The organism is Pseudomonas putida (assembly GCF_003228315.1).
GTDB classification, from domain to species: Bacteria; Pseudomonadota; Gammaproteobacteria; order Pseudomonadales; family Pseudomonadaceae; genus Aquipseudomonas; species Aquipseudomonas putida_S.
Genome location: NZ_CP029693.1, coordinates 3,868,487 through 3,885,545, shown reverse-complemented (window position 1 = coordinate 3,885,545; position 17,059 = coordinate 3,868,487). Strand labels below are relative to the sequence as shown.

Genomic DNA, 17,059 nt, shown 5'->3' with positions numbered 1-17,059 from the left:
CGCCTGCAATTTGACTGATGCAACGTGACTGAAGCGAAAAGTGGAGTGGTTATGGGTGATCGGCACGACTATGTGGCCCTCGAATGGGTCAAGGGCGAGATTGCCGAAACGCTGAAGCAGGCTCATCACGCGATCGAAATCCAGCTTGATGACCCGCAGGCGACGCACGCCCTGGACGATTGCCTGGCGTGCATCCATCAGGTTCACGGCAGTTTGCAGATGGTCGAGTTCTACGGCGCGGCCCTGCTCGCCGAAGAGATGGAGCACCTGATCGTCGCCTTGCAGAACAACCGCGTCAGCCATCGTGACGAAGCGTTGCACCTGATGCTGCAAGCCCTTGGACAACTGCCGATCTACCTCGACCGGGTACAGGGCGCGCGCCGTGACCTGCCGCTGGTGGTGCTGCCGTTGATCAACGACCTGCGCAGCGCCCGCGGCGAAAGCCTGTTGTCGGAAACCAGCCTGTTCAGCCCGCAACTGCCGGACTTGCCACCACTGGACGCCGAGGCCCTGGCGCTGCTGGAGCCGGCGGATCTGCCCAATGTGCTGCGCAAGTTGCGGCAAATGCTGCAAATGGGCTTGGTCGGCCTGCTCCGCGAGCAAGACGACGACACCAATCTCGGCTACCTGGCCAAGGTGTTTTCCCGTCTCGAAAGTCTGTGTGCCAACGCGCCCCTGAGCCCGCTGTGGCAGGTCGCTTCGGCGCTGGTCGAAGGCATGCGTGGCGGTGCGATCGCCAACAGTCCGGCGCTGCGCAGCCTGTTCAAGGACGCCGACAAGGAACTCAAGCGCCTGCTCGAACAGGGCATGGCCGCCATCAATCAGCCGGCGCCGCCGGACCTGCTCAAGAGTTTGCTGTTCTACATCGCCAAGGCCGAACATCCCACGGGGCAGATGCTGACCATGAAAGATCGCTACGCACTGGATGACGCGCTGCCCGACAGCGCGATGGTCGATGAAGAGCGCGCACGCCTTGCCGGCCCCGACCGCGACGCCATGCGCTCGGTGCTGGCGGCCTTGTGCGAGGAGCTGGTACGGGTCAAGGAGCGCCTGGATCTGTTCGTGCGCAGCGACCGGCAAAATGTCTCGGACCTCGACAGCCTGCTCGCGCCGCTGCGGCAAATTGCCGACACCCTCGCGGTGCTGGGTTTCGGCCAGCCACGCAAAGTCATCATTGATCAATTGGCGGTGGTGCTGAGTCTCGCTCAGGGCCATCGCGCGCCCGATGATGCGATTCTCATGGACGTCGCCGGCGCCTTGCTCTACGTCGAGGCGACCCTGTCCGGGATGGTGGGCACCGTCGAACCCGAGAGCCAGGAAGAAGGCAGCCTGCCGACCACCGACCTGACGCAGATCCATCAGATCGTGATCAAGGAAGCGCGCATCTGTCTGCAACAGGCCAAGGACATGATCGTCGACTACATCGACGCCGACTGGGACCGTCAGCATTTGCAGCCACTGCCCGCCTTGCTGACCCAGGTACGCGGTGCGTTGGCGATGATTCCGCTGAGCCGCGCGGCGAGCCTGGTCGAAACCTGCAATCACTTCATCCGCGAGCACCTGCTGCTCGACCCTGGCCAGCCCGACTGGCAGGAACTGGACAGCCTGGCCGACGTCATCGCCAGCCTCGAGTATTACCTCGAGCGCCTCAACGATGACCCGGAAGCGCCGGGCGATCAGTTGCTCGACATCGCCGAACAAAGCCTGGCGACACTCGGCTTCTTCCCTAACAAACGCCCTGACGAACAGCCCGGCGAACAACAGGTGCCGGTGCTGGAAGATGTGCTCAGCCCCAGTGAAGCGCAGACCCTGCAACAACAGCAGGAGCAGGATGCCTCGGCCGTCGCCCGGTCCCTGGCCGATGTCCTGGCCAGCCCCGTATCCGCCCTCAATCCTCCGGCGCAGAGCACGCCGGGCAGCCTCTTGCCGCCGCCCGTCGATGAAGAACCGGTGGACGATGAATTGCGCGAAGTGTTCCTCGAAGAAACCGACGAGGTGCTGGAGATTCTTCGCGAGTACCTGCCACGCTGGTCGATCAACCCCGACAATCGCTCGGCCCTGAGCGAGCTGCGCCGCGCCTTCCACACCCTCAAGGGCAGTGGCCGGATGGTGCGTGCGCTGGTGATCGGCGAACTCGCCTGGACCGTGGAAAACCTGCTCAACCGCGTGCTTGAAGGCAGCGTCGAGCCCGGTGCGACGGTGCAGCAACTGATCGGTGATGTGTTGCGTCTGCTGCCGGAACTGGTGGCCGAATACGCCGCCCATGCCCAGCGTCAGCGCAGCGATGTCGATCAGCTGGCCGCCCGCGCCCATGCCCTGGCCAATGGCGATGAGCCGTTATCCGATGAGGACACCCAGGACGTCTCGGCGCTTGATCCGTTGTTGCTGGAGATCTTCCGCAAAGAAGCGGAAACCCATTTGAGCAGCCTCAATCGCTTCCTCGAGGAGGCCGCCGAACACCTGCCGTTGCAGGCCAGCGATGCCTTGCTGCGGGCCCTGCACACCCTCAAGGGCAGTGCCTCGATGGCCGGGGTCTTGCCGATCGTCGAGTTGGCGGTGCCGCTGGACCAACTGGCCCGGGAGTACAAGGCGCACCAGATCCCTCTGGACCTGGACGAAGTCGAAGTGCTGCTGGAAGCCGAGGGGCTGTTCCGTCTTGGCTTGCGCCAGCTTAAAAAGGACCCGCTGGCCGAGATCCCCCATGCGCGCGAATTGATCGAGCGGGCCCGGGCGATGCTCGCCGAACGGCTGCAAAGCCTGCTGGATCTGCCCAGCAGTGCCCCGCGGGTCAAGCGTGATCCGCAGTTGATCAACAACTTCCTGGCCCAGGGCATGGACATCCTGCTCGATGCCGAAAGCCTGTTGCAGCGCTGGCAGCAGCACCCCGGCGAACGCCAGGAACTCAGTGCACTGCTGGACGAACTGACCACCCTGGGCGAAGGCGCGCATCTGGCCGACCTGCATGCGGTGGATCAACTGTGCGAAGCCTTGCTCGACCTCTACGGTGCCGTGGAAGAGAGCAGCCTGGCGGTCAGCGAAGGGTTCTTCCAGCAAGCGCAAAGTGCTCACGAAGCCCTGATCGACATGCTCGACGAACTGGCCGCCGGCCAGGACGTCAGCCCGCGTCCGGACCGGGTCCGGGCCTTGCAGGACTTGCTCAACGAAAGCCTCGACCCGTCGGCCATGGGCCTGATTCGCAGTGACGGCAGCCGTAGCTTGAGCATCCGCGAACTCACCGATGCCACCGCCGAGCTTAAAAACACCTTGCCCCCTGTGGGAGCTGAAAACTCTCTCCCCCCTGTGGGAGCGAGCCTGCTCGCGATGGACGTCAACGATGACGCGCTGTCTCTGGATGAGCGCGGTGCCGGTGAGTCCATCGCGAGCAGGCTCGCTCCCACAAGGGACCGTGAGCTGGACGACGAGATCGTCTCGATCTTCCTCGAAGAAGCCGTGGATATCCTCGACAGCGCCGACCAGGCCTTGCATCGCTGGCTGAGCGAGCCGCAAAACGCCGCGCCCCTGTCGTCCCTGCAACGGGACTTGCACACCCTCAAGGGCGGCGCGCGGATGGCCGAAGTCGAGCCGGTCGGTGATCTGGCCCATGAACTGGAAGGTCTCTATGAAGGCCTGGTGGATCGCCGCTACAACTACAGCGAAGCACTGGCGCAGTTGCTGCAACAGAGCCATGACTACCTGGCACAGCAGCTTGAGCAGTTGCAGAACCACCAGTTGCTGGACGATCCCGCTGAACTGATCGAGGCCATTCACGCCTTCCGCCAAGGGCATGGCGCTCCCGTCGAGGTGATCGAGCCGGTGGCCGATGACGCGGCCCATCACGACAGCGATTTGCTGGAGATCTTCCTCGAGGAAGGTTTCGACATCATCGAAAGCTCCGGCGCGGCGCTGGTGCGCTGGCAGGCCGAACCATCCAATCGCCAGGAAGTGGAAACGCTGTTGCGCGACCTGCACACCCTCAAGGGTGGTGCGCGCATGGTGGAAATCACCCCCATCGGCGATCTGGCCCACGAACTGGAGTATCTCTACGAAGGCTTGTCCACCGGCCTGCTCAAACCCACGGGTGCGTTGTTTGAGCTGCTGCAACGCAGCCATGACCGGCTGGCGCAAATGCTCGATGCCGCCCGCGCCGGGGAGCCGTTGCCACCGGCCGACCGATTGCTCGACGCGATCAGAAATTTCAGCCATCCCTCGGTCCCTGACGCGCAGACAGCGGTTGTGCCGCCGGTCGTGGTCAAGGTCGAAACGCCGCTGCTGCCGGCGGATCTCGGCGCGGACATGGTCAAGGTCTCGGCGGAACTGCTCGACGATCTGGTCAACCTCGCAGGCGAGACCTCAATCTTTCGCGGCCGGATCGAACAGCAGGTCAGCGATGCGCAGGTGGCGCTGAACGAGATGGAAACCACCATCGAGCGCATGCGCGATCAGTTGCGCCGGCTAGACACTGAAACCCAGGGCCGGATCCTCAGCCGGCAGCAAGACGCCGAGCGCCTGGGCTATGAAGAATTCGACCCGCTGGAGATGGACCGTCACTCGCAATTGCAGCAACTGTCGCGGGCCTTGTTCGAGTCCGCCTCCGATCTGCTCGATCTCAAGGAAACCCTCGACCGGCGCAATCAGGACGCGGAAAACCTGTTGCAGCAACAGGGCCGCATCAACACCGAGTTGCAGGAAGGCCTGATGCGCACGCGCATGGTGCCGTTCGAACGGATGCTGCCACGCCTCAAGCGTATCGTCCGCCAGGTGGCGGGCGAGCTGGGCAAGGACGTGGAGTTCATCGTCGGCAACGCCGAAGGCGAGATGGATCGCAACGTGCTCGAACGCATGGCGGCGCCGCTGGAACACATGCTGCGCAACGCCGTGGACCATGGCCTTGAGTCCGCCGAGGTGCGGATCGCCGCGGGCAAACCAGCGCAGGGGCGGATCACCCTCGACCTGTTGCGCGAAGGCGGCGACATGATTTTCGACATCCGCGACGACGGTGCCGGCGTGCCGCTCGATGCCGTGCGGCGCAAGGCGATCAAGCGCGGCCTGCTCGATCAGCACAGTGAAATCAGTGACCGCGACGTGTTGCAGTTCATCCTGCAACCGGGGTTTTCCACCGCCGAAAAAATCACCCAGATTTCCGGGCGCGGCGTCGGCATGGACGTGGTGCACGAAGAGGTTCGGCAACTGGGCGGCAGCATGAGCATCGACTCGGTGCCGGGGCAGGGCGTGCATTTCCGTATCCGATTGCCGTTCACCGTGTCGGTCAATCGGGCGCTGATGGTGCAATGCGGTGAGGATCAGTACGCGATTCCGCTGAACACCATCGATGGCATTGTTCGTGTGCTGCCCAATGAGCTGGAAGGGCATTTCCGGCTCGATCCGCCGTCCTATGAATACGCCGGGCAACGCTATGAGCTGTGCTATCTGGGTGAGCTGCTGAAAACCGGCCATCGTCCCAAACTGTTGGGCCAGAGCCTGCCGCTGCCGGTGCTGCTGGTGCAATGCAACGAGCGGCACATCGCGGTGCAGGTCGACGCCATGGCCGGTACCCGGGAAATCGTGGTCAAGAGCCTCGGCCCGCAGTTCGCGGCCGTGCAGGGTGTCTCCGGGGCAACGATCCTGGGCGATGGCCGGGTGGTGCTGATTCTCGACCTGCTGGCGCCGATCCGTGCGTTGCAGGCCCATGTGCCGCAACGCACCCACGTTCAGGACAGCGAATTCGAACCGCAAAAGCCGTTGCTGGTGATGGTGGTCGACGACTCGGTCACGGTGCGCAAGGTCACCAGCCGCCTGCTCGAACGTCATGGCATGAACGTGCTGACAGCCAAGGACGGTGTCGATGCCATGCTGCTGCTCGAAGAACACATGCCCGACATCATGCTGCTGGATATCGAAATGCCGCGCATGGACGGCTTCGAAGTGGCGACCCAAGTGCGTAACGATGAACGCCTGCAGCACCTGCCGATCATCATGATCACCTCCCGCACCGGCCAGAAACACCGCGACCGGGCCATGGCCATCGGCGTCAACGACTACCTCGGCAAGCCGTACCAGGAATCGGTACTGCTCGAAAGCATTGCCCTGTGGAGCAAAACCCATGCATGAGCGGCGCCTCAACCCGCGCAGCATCAACCTCACCGGCCTGCTGCTGCCCCTGGCCGACCGTAACCTGATCCTGCCCAACGTCGCGGTGGCCGAGTTGATCGACTACCAACCCGCTGCGTTCGATCTCGACACACCGCCGTGGTACCTGGGCCGGGTCACCTGGCGCAACCGGCAGATTCCGTTGCTCAGTTTCGAGTCGGCGTGCGGCAATAAAATCGTCATCGGCGAGCGTGCGCGGATCGTCATCCTCAATGCCCTGGGTGGCCGCCCTGAACTTAAGTTCATCGCGATGCTGGTGCAGGGGATCCCGCGTTCGTACAAGCTCGACAGCCAGTTGAGCTATGTGGATGTGCCGTTGTGTTCGCTGGAAAAGGCGGCGGTGCAGGTGGCGGATCAGGTGGCGAAGGTGCCGGATTTGATGGCGCTGGAGGAGTTGTTGGTAACGGCCGGCTTAGCGAACTGATCCTGACTTTATGGTGATCGCACCGGCCTCATCGCGGGCAAGCCCGCTCCCACAGTGACCGAGTCGGTCACAAATTTTGTGCACGGTGCTAACCCTGTGGGAGCTGGCTTGCCAGCGATAGCGTCAGTTCAGGCAACCATTAACCTGAGCGTAACAATCCACCACCGCGCTTGATTGATACCCCCACCCAACCCTCCTACTGTGACCCCCACGACAGCGAACCCGTGGAGTGGTCATGACAACAACAATATCCCCCGACTCGCGATGGACGCGGCGGCGCAGCGAGAAGCAGCGGCGTCTTGAGTTGGTCAAGGGCCTTGCCGATGGTGTGGTGTTGCCCACCGACAAGATCGTGGCGGCACTGGAGGCGTTGATCCTGCCCGGCGACCGTGTGGTGCTCGAAGGCAACAACCAGAAGCAGGCGGATTTCCTGTCCCGCTCCCTGGTCAAGGCCGATCCGGCCAAGCTGCACGATCTGCACATGATCATGCCCAGCGTCGGGCGTGCCGAGCATCTGGACCTGTTCGAACGGGGCATCGCGCGCAAGCTCGATTTCTCCTTCGCCGGCACCCAGAGCCTGCGCATCAGCCAGCTACTCGAAGACGGCCTGCTGGAAATCGGCGCGATCCACACTTACATCGAACTCTACGCGCGGCTGGTGGTGGACCTGATCCCCAACGTCGTGCTCTCGGCCGGTTTCATGGCCGACCGCGCGGGCAACATCTACACCGGGCCCAGCACCGAAGACACTCCTGCACTGATCGAACCGGCAGCCTTCAGCGACGGCATCGTCATCGTTCAGGTCAACCAATTGGTGGATGACGTCAGCGACCTGCCTCGGGTCGACATCCCGGCGTCGTGGGTCGATTTCGTGGTGGTGGCCGACAAGCCGTTCTACATCGAACCACTGTTCACCCGCGACCCACGGCACATCAAGCCAGTGCATGTGTTGATGGCGATGATGGCGATTCGCGGGATCTACGAAAAACACAACGTCCAGTCCCTGAACCACGGCATCGGTTTCAACACCGCCGCCATCGAACTGATCCTGCCCACCTACGGCGAATCCCTCGGCCTGAAGGGCAAGATCTGCCGCAACTGGACCCTCAACCCGCATCCAACCCTGATCCCGGCGATCGAAAGCGGCTGGGTCGAAAGCGTGCACTGCTTCGGCACCGAGCTGGGGATGGAAAACTACATCGCCGCACGCCCCGATGTGTTCTTCACCGGGCGCGATGGCTCCCTGCGTTCCAACCGGATGTTCAGCCAACTGGCCGGGCAATACGCGGTGGACCTGTTCATCGGCGCTACCTTGCAGGTCGATGGCGACGGCCATTCCTCCACTGTGACTCGCGGGCGCCTGGCCGGCTTCGGTGGGGCGCCGAACATGGGCCACGACCCGCGCGGTCGTCGCCACGGCACCCCGGCCTGGCTCGACATGCGCCACACCGACGTCGCCGAGCCGATGCTCGAGCGCGGCAAGAAGCTGGTGGTGCAGATGGTCGAGACCTTCCAGGAAGGCGGCAAACCGACCTTCGTCGAAACCCTCGATGCCATCGACGTGGCGAAGAAAAGCGGCATGCCGCTGGCGCCGATCATGGTCTACGGCGACGACGTCACCCACTTGCTGACCGAAGAAGGCATCGCCTACCTGTACAAGGCGCGCTCGCTGGAAGAGCGCCAGGCGATGATCGCCGCCGTGGCCGGGGTGACCGCCATCGGCCTGCGCCACAACCCCAAAGACACCGCGCGCATGCGCCGTGAAGGCCTGATCGCCTTGCCAGAAGACTTAGGGATTCGCCGCACCGACGCCACCCGCGAACTGCTCGCCGCGAAAAGCGTGGCTGATCTGGTGGAGTGGTCCGGTGGCCTCTACAACCCGCCCGCCAAGTTCAGGAGCTGGTAATGCACGCACTCAACCTGCAACCGAAAACCCTGACCCTGGCCGAGCGCCTGGCGGACCTGGCGGTGGACGCGCTGATCGACGAAGCGGACCTGTCGCCGAAGCCGGCGCTGGTCGACCGTCGTGGCAGTGGCGCCCATACCGATCTGCACCTGGGGCTGATGCACGCCTCGGCACTGGCCCTGTGGCCGGCGTTCAAGGAAATGGCCGAAGCCGCCATCGAAATCGGCGAGATCGGCCTGCCGCTGCGTGAAGCCATTGGCCTGATTGGCCGCGAGGGTGAGCAAGCGATGCTCGCCACCACCGACGGTGTGAACACCCACCGTGGCGCGATCTGGGCTTTGGGTTTGCTGGTCGCTGCGGTGGCCCTTGAACCCGAGTCCAGCACCGCCGGCTCTGTCGCGTTGCGCGCCGCACGCCTGGCCTTGCTCGAAGATCGCCATGCGCCACGTCCGCTCAGTCACGGCGCACAAGTCGCCCAGCGTTACGGCGCACGCGGCGCCCGTGAAGAAGCGCAGCTGGGCTTTCCCGCCGTGATCGAACGCGCGCTGCCGCAACTGAAACGCAGCCGCTCTGCCGGCCATGGCGAACAGAACGCAAGGCTCGATGCGCTGCTGGCGATCATGACGGAGCTGGCCGACACCTGCGTGCTGTACCGCGCCGGAGAAGAAGGGCTGCACACCATGCAGCGCGGCGCCCAGGCGGTGCTTGACGCGGGCGGCAGTGCCAGCCTCGCGGGCCGTCGTCGACTGCACGAGCTGGACCAACAACTGATCGCATTGAATGCCTCGCCCGGCGGCGCTGCCGACCTGCTCGCCGCCTGCTTGTTCATCGACCGTATCGAGTCGGGCGACAACCTCATTCAGGGAGTTTTTTGATGGAAACCTTATCCTTTGAATTCCCCGCCGGGCAGCCGCCACGCGGCCGCACGCTGGTGGGCTGTGTCGGCTCGGGCGATCTGGAAGTGCTGATCCAGCCGGGCCAACCCGGCAAGCTGACCATCACCGTACAGACCTCGGTCAACGGCAGCGAACAACGCTGGCAGCACCTGTTCGCGCGGATGTTCGACGGCCAGACGCCGTCGGCGATGGACATCGATATCCACGATTTCGGCGCCACCCCCGGCGTGGTGCGTCTGCGTCTGGAACAAGGCTTCGAGGAGATCGGCCATGAGTGACAGCGCAGCGCTCCTCAACAAGCACAGCTTCGTCGAACTCGGCGCGCGGCAGCGGGCGAAAGCCTTGCTCGATGCCGGTACCTTTCGCGAACTGATCGACCCCTTCCAGCGCGTCATGTCGCCGTGGCTGGCCCGTCAGGGTGTGGTGCCGCAAGCCGATGACGGCGTGGTGATCGCCAAGGGCAGCCTCGACGGTTTGCCGGTGGTGATCGCCGCCATCGAAGGTGCGTTCCAGGGCGGCAGCCTCGGTGAAGTCGGCGGGGCGAAGATTGCAGGCGCCTTGGAACTCGCCGCTGAAGACAACCGCAAGGGCATCCCGACTCGCGCCGTGTTGCTGCTGGAAACCGGTGGCGTGCGCCTGCAGGAAGCCAACCTTGGCCTGGCGGCGATTGCCGATATCCATGCGGCGATTGTCGATCTGCGCCAGTACCAACCGGTGGTGGGTGTGATCGCCGGCAGCGTCGGTTGCTTTGGCGGCATGTCGATTGCCGCCGGGTTGTGCAGCTACCTGGTGGTGACCCAGGAAGCGCGCCTCGGCCTGAACGGCCCGCAGGTGATCGAGCAGGAAGCCGGCCTTGAGGAATACGACTCCCGCGACCGGCCCTTCATCTGGAGCCTGACCGGTGGCGAGCAACGTTTCGCCACGGGGCTGGTGGATCGCTACGTCGAAGATGACGCGGCGCAGATCCGCCAGCAGGTCGGCGAATTGTTCAAGCAAGGTTTGCCGGCGCAGCAGCGCAGCGCTCAGGCCGATCTGTACCTGCAACGGTTGGCGCAGCTGGACGCCGCACCGCAAATCGAACCGGCCACGGTTCGCAACCTGTATCAAGGAGCGCGCTCATGAGTTCGTATTCCCTGCGGGGCCTGCACTGGTTCAACGCGCTGGCTGCCGATGCCAAACCGGTTGCTGGTTTGCCGGCTTCGTTGAAAGTGGCCGATGGATTGTTGGGCGATCAGGCCGTGCGTTTTATCGCGGTGGTGGCCGATCCGGATAACCGCTTCGCCCGCGCTCGTAACGGCGAGGTCGGCCTGCTGGAAGGCTGGGGCCTGGCCAAGGCGGTGGATGAAGTGATCGCGGCCGATCAAGGTAAATCGCAAAAGCGCGCACTGATTGCCATAGTCGACGTACCGAGCCAGGCCTATGGCCGTCGCGAGGAAGCGCTCGGCATTCATCAGGCGCTGGCGGCAGCGGCGGACAGCTATGCCCGCGCCCGTCTGGCCGGGCACGCCGTGATCGGCCTGCTGGTGGGCAAGGCCATGTCCGGGGCGTTTCTCGCCCATGGCTATCAGGCCAATCGACTGATCGCCCTGCGTGATCCGGGGGTGATGGTGCATGCCATGGGCAAGGCGTCGGCAGCGCGGGTGACCCTGCGCAGCGTCGAAGAGCTGGAAACCCTGGCCGCCAGCGTGCCGCCGATGGCCTATGACATCGACAGCTATGCCAGCCTCGGGTTGCTCTGGGAAACCCTGTCGGTGGAGCAGATCGAAACGCCAACCGCCGCCGATGTGAGCCGCGTGACCGAGTGCCTGACTCAGGCAATAGGCGATGTCGCTGGCAACGGGCGAGACCTGAGCAGTCGCTTGGGCGCCAGCAACCGCGCGGCGTCGAGCCAGGTTCGCCAACTGTTGAGAGAGCAGTGGTGAGCAAGCTCATGGCCCACGACCTGCTCTGGGGCATGACCCCGGAGCAGTTGCCAGCGGATGCGCCTGCGTGGGTGATCGAGTCGGTCCGCGCCGGGCAACCGGTGGTGGTGCGTCGCGCGGTATCGGTGGCGGGGCAGGTGGCGGTCGGCGTGCGTGGGCGTTTGCGTGAGCAGCGTTTTGCAGCGTCGATGGCTATCGATTCGGTGACGCGCCGAGTGCAGCCGGAGCAGCTTTGCCATGTCGACATTGACCGGGATTTGCCCGCCGTTCGGGCGCTTAAGCAATTGCGTCCGATGCTCGACGATTGCGGTTGGGCATGGGGCGTCAGCGGCAGTGCCGGATTCGAATTGGCCAGTGGTTTTCAAGCACTCCACGAAGGCAGCGATCTGGATCTGATCCTGCGTGCGCCGCAGCCCATCAGCTGTGCTCAGGCACAGGTGTTGGTGACTCTGCTCGATAGGGCGGTGTGCGTGGTGGACATGCAAGTGCAGACTCCGTTCGGCGCCGTGGCCTTGCGCGAGTGGGCTGGATCTTCGAATCGTGTATTGCTGAAAAACGCTCGCGAAGCCTGTCTGGTCATCGATCCATGGAACCCGCAGGAGCAGGCAGCGTGAGCAGCTTGTTGGTGTTCCCTGGCCAGGGCGCGCAGCAGCCGGGCATGCTCCAGCGCGTATCCCGAGAAATCCTCAGCGAGGCCAGCGATGTGCTCGGTGAGGATGTCTCGCGGCTCGATTCTGCCCAGGCATTGCAATCGACCCGGGCGGTGCAGCTTTGTCTATTGATCGCCGGTGTGGCGGCTGCACGACAGTTGGCGATGCCTTCGGACTACGTCGCCGGGTTGTCCATCGGTGCCTATCCGGCGGCGGTGGTGGCTGGCGCCCTGGGTTTTGGCGATGCACTGCATCTGGTCAGCCTGCGCGGTGAACTGATGCAACAGGCTTATCCACAGGGCTTTGGCATGACCGCGATCACCGGGCTTGAGCTGGCGACGGTGGAAGGTTTGCTGGCGCAGGTTCACAGCGAAGATGCACCGGTTTATCTGGCGAACATCAACGCCGATAACCAGGTGGTGATTGCCGGCAGCGACGGCGCGATGAAAGCGGTAGAGGAGCTGGCGCGAAGCCGGGGTGCGGGTCTGGCCAAGCGCCTGGCGGTGAGTGTGCCGTCGCACTGTCCGCTGCTGGAAACACCGGCGAAAACCCTGGCCGAAGCCTTCGCCAGCATCAAGCTGCACACCCCGAAAATCGCTTACCTGAGCGGCAGTCGCGCACGGCCGATCATCAACCCCGAAGCCTTGCGCGACGACCTGGCTTTCAACATGTGCCGCGTGGTGGATTGGCGCGGCACCGTACAAAGCGCGTATGAGCGCGGCGTGCGTCTACAGATCGAACTGCCGCCCGGTGCGGTGTTGACCGGGCTGGCGCGCCGGGTGTTCGAGCAGGGTACCGTGATGGCTTTCGACGGTGCCCGGCTCGATACCTTGCAGGCGCTGTTGCGTGAGGAGGGAAGCCGTCACTCCTAGACCTGCGACCTGAGGCTTCGAACAACAAAAACAACATTCGACGATGCACTTTGAGGACGACAACAATGATTATTTACGGTGTGGCGCTGCTGGCGATTTGTACGTTGGCGGGAGTGATCATGGGCGACATGCTGGGCGTGTTGCTGGGCGTCAAATCCAACGTCGGCGGGGTCGGGATCGCGATGATCCTGCTGATCTGCGCGCGGTTGTGGATGCAAAAACGCGGCGGCATGACCAAGGACTGCGAGATGGGCGTCGGCTTCTGGGGCGCCATGTACATTCCGGTGGTGGTGGCGATGGCGGCGCAACAGAACGTGGTCACGGCCCTGCATGGCGGCCCGGTGGCGGTGCTGGCGGCGATCGGTTCGGTGGTGGTCTGTGGTTGCACCATTGCCTTGATCAGCCGGACCCACAAGGGCGAACCCTTGCCCGATGAACCGGCGGAGATCTCTCCCGTTGGCACACCGGTAGGAGGTCGCTGATATGTGGGATCTCATCAAGAATGGTCTGGAACATAACGGTCTGGTCACGGCGTTCGCTTTCGTCGGCGTGATCATGTGGGTGTCGGTGGTGTTGTCGAAGCGCCTGACGTTCGGACGGATTCACGGCTCGGCGATTGCCATCGTCATTGGCCTGGTCCTGGCCTGGGTCGGCGGCACCCTGACCGGCGGGCAGAAAGGGTTGGCGGACCTGACGCTGTTCTCCGGCATTGGTTTGATGGGCGGCGCCATGCTGCGTGACTTCGCCATCGTCGCCACGGCGTTCGAAGTGCAGGCCACCGAGGCGAAGAAAGCAGGGTTGATCGGCGTGATCGCGCTGCTGCTGGGCACGGTGCTGCCGTTCATTGTCGGGGCGTGCATGGCCTGGGCGTTCGGTTATCGCGACGCGATCAGCATGACCACCATCGGTGCCGGTGCGGTGACCTACATCGTCGGCCCGGTGACCGGTGCTGCAATTGGTGCGAGCTCGGATGTGATGGCGCTGTCGATTGCCACCGGGTTGATCAAGGCGATTCTGGTAATGGTCGGCACGCCGGTGGCGGCGCGCTGGATGGGGCTGGACAATCCGCGTTCGGCGATGGTGTTTGGTGGCCTGGCCGGGACCGTCAGCGGTGTGACCGCCGGGTTGGCGGCGACGGATCGCCGGCTGGTGCCTTACGGCGCGTTGACCGCGACCTTCCATACCGGGCTGGGCTGTCTGCTGGGGCCGTCGGTGCTGTACTTCATTGTTCGTGGGATTGTCGGTTAAGTCCGGTATTTCAGCGTCTGAGATGGCCTCATCGCGGGCAAGCCTTGCTCCCACAGTTGATCGGCGCAAAACCTGTGGGAGCAAAGCTTGCTCGCGATTGCAGCGACTCGGTTTCAAACCTGGCGATTGGCATACATCCGACACTCCGCCAGCAACGCCAGCAGATTCGGATCCCGCTCCTTGGCCTTGAGAAACACCACGCCAATGTGCTGCTGCAACCGATACTGTTCCTGCAATGGGATCAGCTTCACCCGATTCTCGTACACCGCTGCAATCCGCCCCGGCAGCAACGCATAGCCCACCCCCGAACTGACCATGCTCAGCAGGGTGAAGATGTCGTTGACCTGCATCGCCACCTTCGGCTCGAACCCCGCCTGGCTGAACACCCGATTGCCGTCCTGATGGGTGGCGAAGCCTTGGGTCAGGGTGATGAAGGTTTCGTCGCGCACTTCCGCCAGGTCGACTTCACTGCGATGAGCGAACTTCGAATCGGCCGGGGTGGCCAGGAAGATATCGTCGGAGAACAGCGGAAGGTGCTCAAGGTCCGGGTCGTTGATGCTGTCGTCCAGAGACACCAGGATCGCATCGACTTCCATGTTCTTGAGCTTGTACAGCAGGTCGAAGTTCGAGCCGAGGATCAGGTCGATGTTGAGTTCGCTGCGGCGGATTTTCAGACCCATGATCAGTTGCGGCACGGTCTTGACCGTCAGCGAATACAGCGAGCCCAATTTGAAGCGCTCGGCGGAAAAGCCGGCGGCCTCGCGGGTCAGGCGCACGCTTTCGACCACGTCCTGAATCAGCTTCTGCGCCCGTTCTTCCAACACGTAGGCGCTTTCCAGCGGCGTCAGGTTGCGCCCTTCGTGCTTGAACAGCGGGCAGCGCAGGGCGCTTTCCAGGGAGTGGATCGCGCGGTGCACGCTGACATTGCTGGTCTGCAACTCGGCGGCAGCCCGGGCCAGATTGCCGGTGCGCATGAAGGCCAGGAACACTTCGAGTTTTTTCAGGGTCAACTCTTCATCGATCAGCATGGGGCGGACTCTTATTCGTATGGATCGATTGTGCCCGTTAAACACAGACCTTTGTAGGAGCCGAGCTTGCTCGCGATGGCGGTGTGTCTGTCAATGTTGAGTTGTCTGACACACCGCTATCGCGAGCAAGCTCGGCTCCCACAGGGGAGGGCGTTGTTTCTGAAACATTGCGCTTTTAGGCTTGAGGCCTGAGCCTTGCGATTTCGAGGGGTAGGCAACCGATGTATCACGGGGAAAAACTCAACGCCTGGACGCATCTGGTCGGGGCGGTGGCGGCGTTTGTCGGCGGGGTGTGGCTGATTGTGGTCGCCAGCCTCGATGGCAGTGCGTGGAAGATCGTCAGCATGGCGATCTACGCCTTTACCTTGCTGGCGTTGTACAGCGCATCGACCGTGTACCACAGCGTGCGCGGGCGCAAGAAAGCGATCATGCAGAAGATCGATCACTTTTCGATCTACCTGTTGATCGCCGGCAGCTACACGCCGTTCTGCCTGGTCACGCTACGCGGGCCGTGGGGCTGGACGCTGTTCGGGATTGTCTGGGGGCTGGCGTTGATCGGCATCCTGCAAGAGATCAAGCCGCGTTCGGAAGCGCGGGTCCTGTCGATCGTGATTTACGCAGTGATGGGCTGGATCGTGCTGGTAGCGGTCAAGCCCTTGCTCGCCGCATTGGGCAGCGCCGGTTTTACCTGGCTGGCGTTGGGGGGAGTGTTCTACACCGTGGGCATCATCTTCTTTGCCCTTGATGACCGGCTGCGGCATGCCCACGGGATCTGGCACCTGTTCGTGATTGCCGGGAGTCTGCTGCACTTTGTGGCGATCTGGTTCTACGTCCTTTAAGGCACAGTTTGGTTTTCAACCTGTAGGAGCGAGCCTGCTCGCGATTGCGGTGGATCAGCCAATGATGATGTTGGCTGACCTGACGCCATCGCGAGCAGGCTCGCTCCTACAGTGGTTATGTGTCTGGGCTCAAGAGGGTGACGGGATCAGATGATCCAGTTGTTCCTGAGCCCTGCGGCTGAAGATCTGCAACAGGTCGCTCAACGTGTGCGGCGGTGGTTCGGTGGCACGGGTCACCGCATACAGCGTGATGGGCAACGGCGGTGCCAGCGGGCGGATCGTCGTCGCGGCAGGGGCGGCGCCCAGTGCGGTGAACGGGTCGATCACCGCCAACCCGGCACCGGACTCCACCATCGCCCGGGCCAGTGAATAGGTCTGCACGGCGATGCGTACTCGGGGTGGCGGTTCGACCGCTTCGAGGTAGCTGTCCAGTCGGGCGGCCAACGGGTCTGCACTGGACAAGCCAATCAACGGCGCCCCCGCCAACGCCATCAGCGGTAGCGGTTGGCCGATCTCTTCGTCCGGCCAATAGTCCTTTGGCGCCAGCGCCACCAACACGCCAGATGCCAAGGCCTGAGCCTTGAGCCCCGGATGATCCGGCCGCTGCAAGGTCAGGGCGACATCCACTTCGCGCATCAACAGGTTCTGCACCAGCTCGCGGCTGTGGGCGCTGGATAGTTCGCAGGCGATGTCGGGGTAACGTGTGGTCCATTCGTGGATGGCCGGCGGCAGCAAGGAGAGGGCCAGCGCCGGGGTGGCGCCGATGCGCAGGCTGTGGCCCGGCTCGCGGCGCAGGCTCTGCGCCAGACGCCGCACGCCTTGCAGGCTTTCGCTGACCTTGTCCACTTCGCGCTCCAGCTCCAGCGCTTCAGGCGTGGCCTGCAACTTGCCGCGTACCCGCAGGAACAACGCGAAGCCCAGCTGCTGTTCGGCATGCTGCAACACCTTGGTCACTGCCGGCTGCGAGACGTGCAGCAATTGCGCGGCGGCGCTGATCGATCCGGTCTGGCGGATGGCCTGGAAAATCTCGATGTGACGAAGGCGCATGGCGAGTCCATAACCTTTGTTTATGGGTTAAACATCTTTATTCATTGTTCGTCGCCTGTCACCTGGCTCTAACCTCGGCC

General features: G+C 63.4%; 14 protein-coding genes. 12 read left to right on the top strand and 2 right to left on the bottom strand.

The features are described from left to right. Positions 1 to 51: 51 nt before the first annotated feature. The 11 genes from DKY63_RS18090 to madM all read left to right on the top strand — a co-directional run bounded on the left by DKY63_RS18090 (position 52) and on the right by madM (position 14,065). Complete coding sequence (locus DKY63_RS18090; RefSeq protein ID WP_110965326.1) at positions 52 to 6,108, top strand: Hpt domain-containing protein; 6,057 nt, start codon at positions 52 to 54, stop codon at positions 6,106 to 6,108. After that, positions 6,101 to 6,571, top strand: a complete 471-nt coding sequence (locus tag DKY63_RS18085) for a chemotaxis protein CheW (RefSeq protein WP_110965325.1) — start codon at positions 6,101 to 6,103, stop codon at positions 6,569 to 6,571. Before DKY63_RS18090 ends, DKY63_RS18085 begins: the two co-directional genes overlap by 8 nt. Before the next feature lie 235 nt (positions 6,572 to 6,806). Further along, positions 6,807 to 8,477 (top strand): malonate decarboxylase subunit alpha, encoded by a 1,671-nt coding sequence (gene mdcA, locus DKY63_RS18080; protein ID WP_110965324.1) that lies wholly within the window; start codon positions 6,807 to 6,809, stop codon positions 8,475 to 8,477. Then, a complete protein-coding gene (locus DKY63_RS18075) occupies positions 8,477 to 9,352 on the top strand; it encodes a triphosphoribosyl-dephospho-CoA synthase (protein ID WP_110965323.1) in 876 nt (291 codons plus the stop codon). Before mdcA ends, DKY63_RS18075 begins: the two co-directional genes overlap by 1 nt. Continuing rightward, positions 9,352 to 9,651, top strand: a complete 300-nt coding sequence (locus tag DKY63_RS18070) for a malonate decarboxylase subunit delta (RefSeq protein WP_110965322.1) — start codon at positions 9,352 to 9,354, stop codon at positions 9,649 to 9,651. The genes DKY63_RS18075 and DKY63_RS18070 overlap by 1 nt, the downstream gene beginning before the upstream one ends. Beyond that, positions 9,644 to 10,495 (top strand): biotin-independent malonate decarboxylase subunit beta, encoded by an 852-nt coding sequence (locus DKY63_RS18065; RefSeq protein WP_110965321.1) that lies wholly within the window; start codon positions 9,644 to 9,646, stop codon positions 10,493 to 10,495. Before DKY63_RS18070 ends, DKY63_RS18065 begins: the two co-directional genes overlap by 8 nt. Next, complete coding sequence (gene mdcE / locus DKY63_RS18060) at positions 10,492 to 11,295, top strand: biotin-independent malonate decarboxylase subunit gamma (RefSeq protein ID WP_110965320.1); 804 nt, start codon at positions 10,492 to 10,494, stop codon at positions 11,293 to 11,295. Before DKY63_RS18065 ends, mdcE begins: the two co-directional genes overlap by 4 nt. An 8-nt stretch (positions 11,296 to 11,303) precedes the next feature. Then, a complete protein-coding gene (locus DKY63_RS18055) occupies positions 11,304 to 11,909 on the top strand; it encodes a malonate decarboxylase holo-ACP synthase (protein WP_430523160.1) in 606 nt (201 codons plus the stop codon). Beyond that, complete coding sequence (gene mdcH, locus DKY63_RS18050) at positions 11,906 to 12,817, top strand: malonate decarboxylase subunit epsilon (RefSeq protein WP_110965318.1); 912 nt, start codon at positions 11,906 to 11,908, stop codon at positions 12,815 to 12,817. The genes DKY63_RS18055 and mdcH overlap by 4 nt, the downstream gene beginning before the upstream one ends. Positions 12,818 to 12,882: 65 nt before the next feature. Beyond that, the gene (madL, locus tag DKY63_RS18045; protein ID WP_008063455.1) at positions 12,883 to 13,299 is read left to right on the top strand and encodes a malonate transporter subunit MadL; all 417 of its coding nucleotides are present in this window, start codon (positions 12,883 to 12,885) and stop codon (positions 13,297 to 13,299) included. Between the two features lies 1 nt (position 13,300). Next, positions 13,301 to 14,065: a malonate transporter subunit MadM gene (gene madM, locus DKY63_RS18040; RefSeq protein WP_110965317.1), complete on the top strand. Its 765-nt coding sequence runs from the start codon at positions 13,301 to 13,303 to the stop codon at positions 14,063 to 14,065. Between the two features lie 113 nt (positions 14,066 to 14,178). Here madM and DKY63_RS18035 read toward each other — a convergent pair whose 3' ends face one another. Then, the gene (locus DKY63_RS18035) at positions 14,179 to 15,093 is read right to left on the bottom strand and encodes a LysR family transcriptional regulator (RefSeq protein ID WP_110965316.1); all 915 of its coding nucleotides are present in this window, start codon (positions 15,091 to 15,093) and stop codon (positions 14,179 to 14,181) included. Between the two features lie 221 nt (positions 15,094 to 15,314). Here DKY63_RS18035 and trhA point away from each other — a divergent pair, with 221 nt between their 5' ends. Then, a complete protein-coding gene (trhA, locus tag DKY63_RS18030) occupies positions 15,315 to 15,932 on the top strand; it encodes a PAQR family membrane homeostasis protein TrhA (protein WP_110965315.1) in 618 nt (205 codons plus the stop codon). A gap of 129 nt (positions 15,933 to 16,061) precedes the next feature. Here trhA and DKY63_RS18025 read toward each other — a convergent pair whose 3' ends face one another. Beyond that, positions 16,062 to 16,979, bottom strand: a complete 918-nt coding sequence (locus DKY63_RS18025; RefSeq protein ID WP_110965314.1) for a LysR family transcriptional regulator — start codon at positions 16,977 to 16,979, stop codon at positions 16,062 to 16,064. Between the last annotated feature and the right edge of the window lie 80 nt (positions 16,980 to 17,059).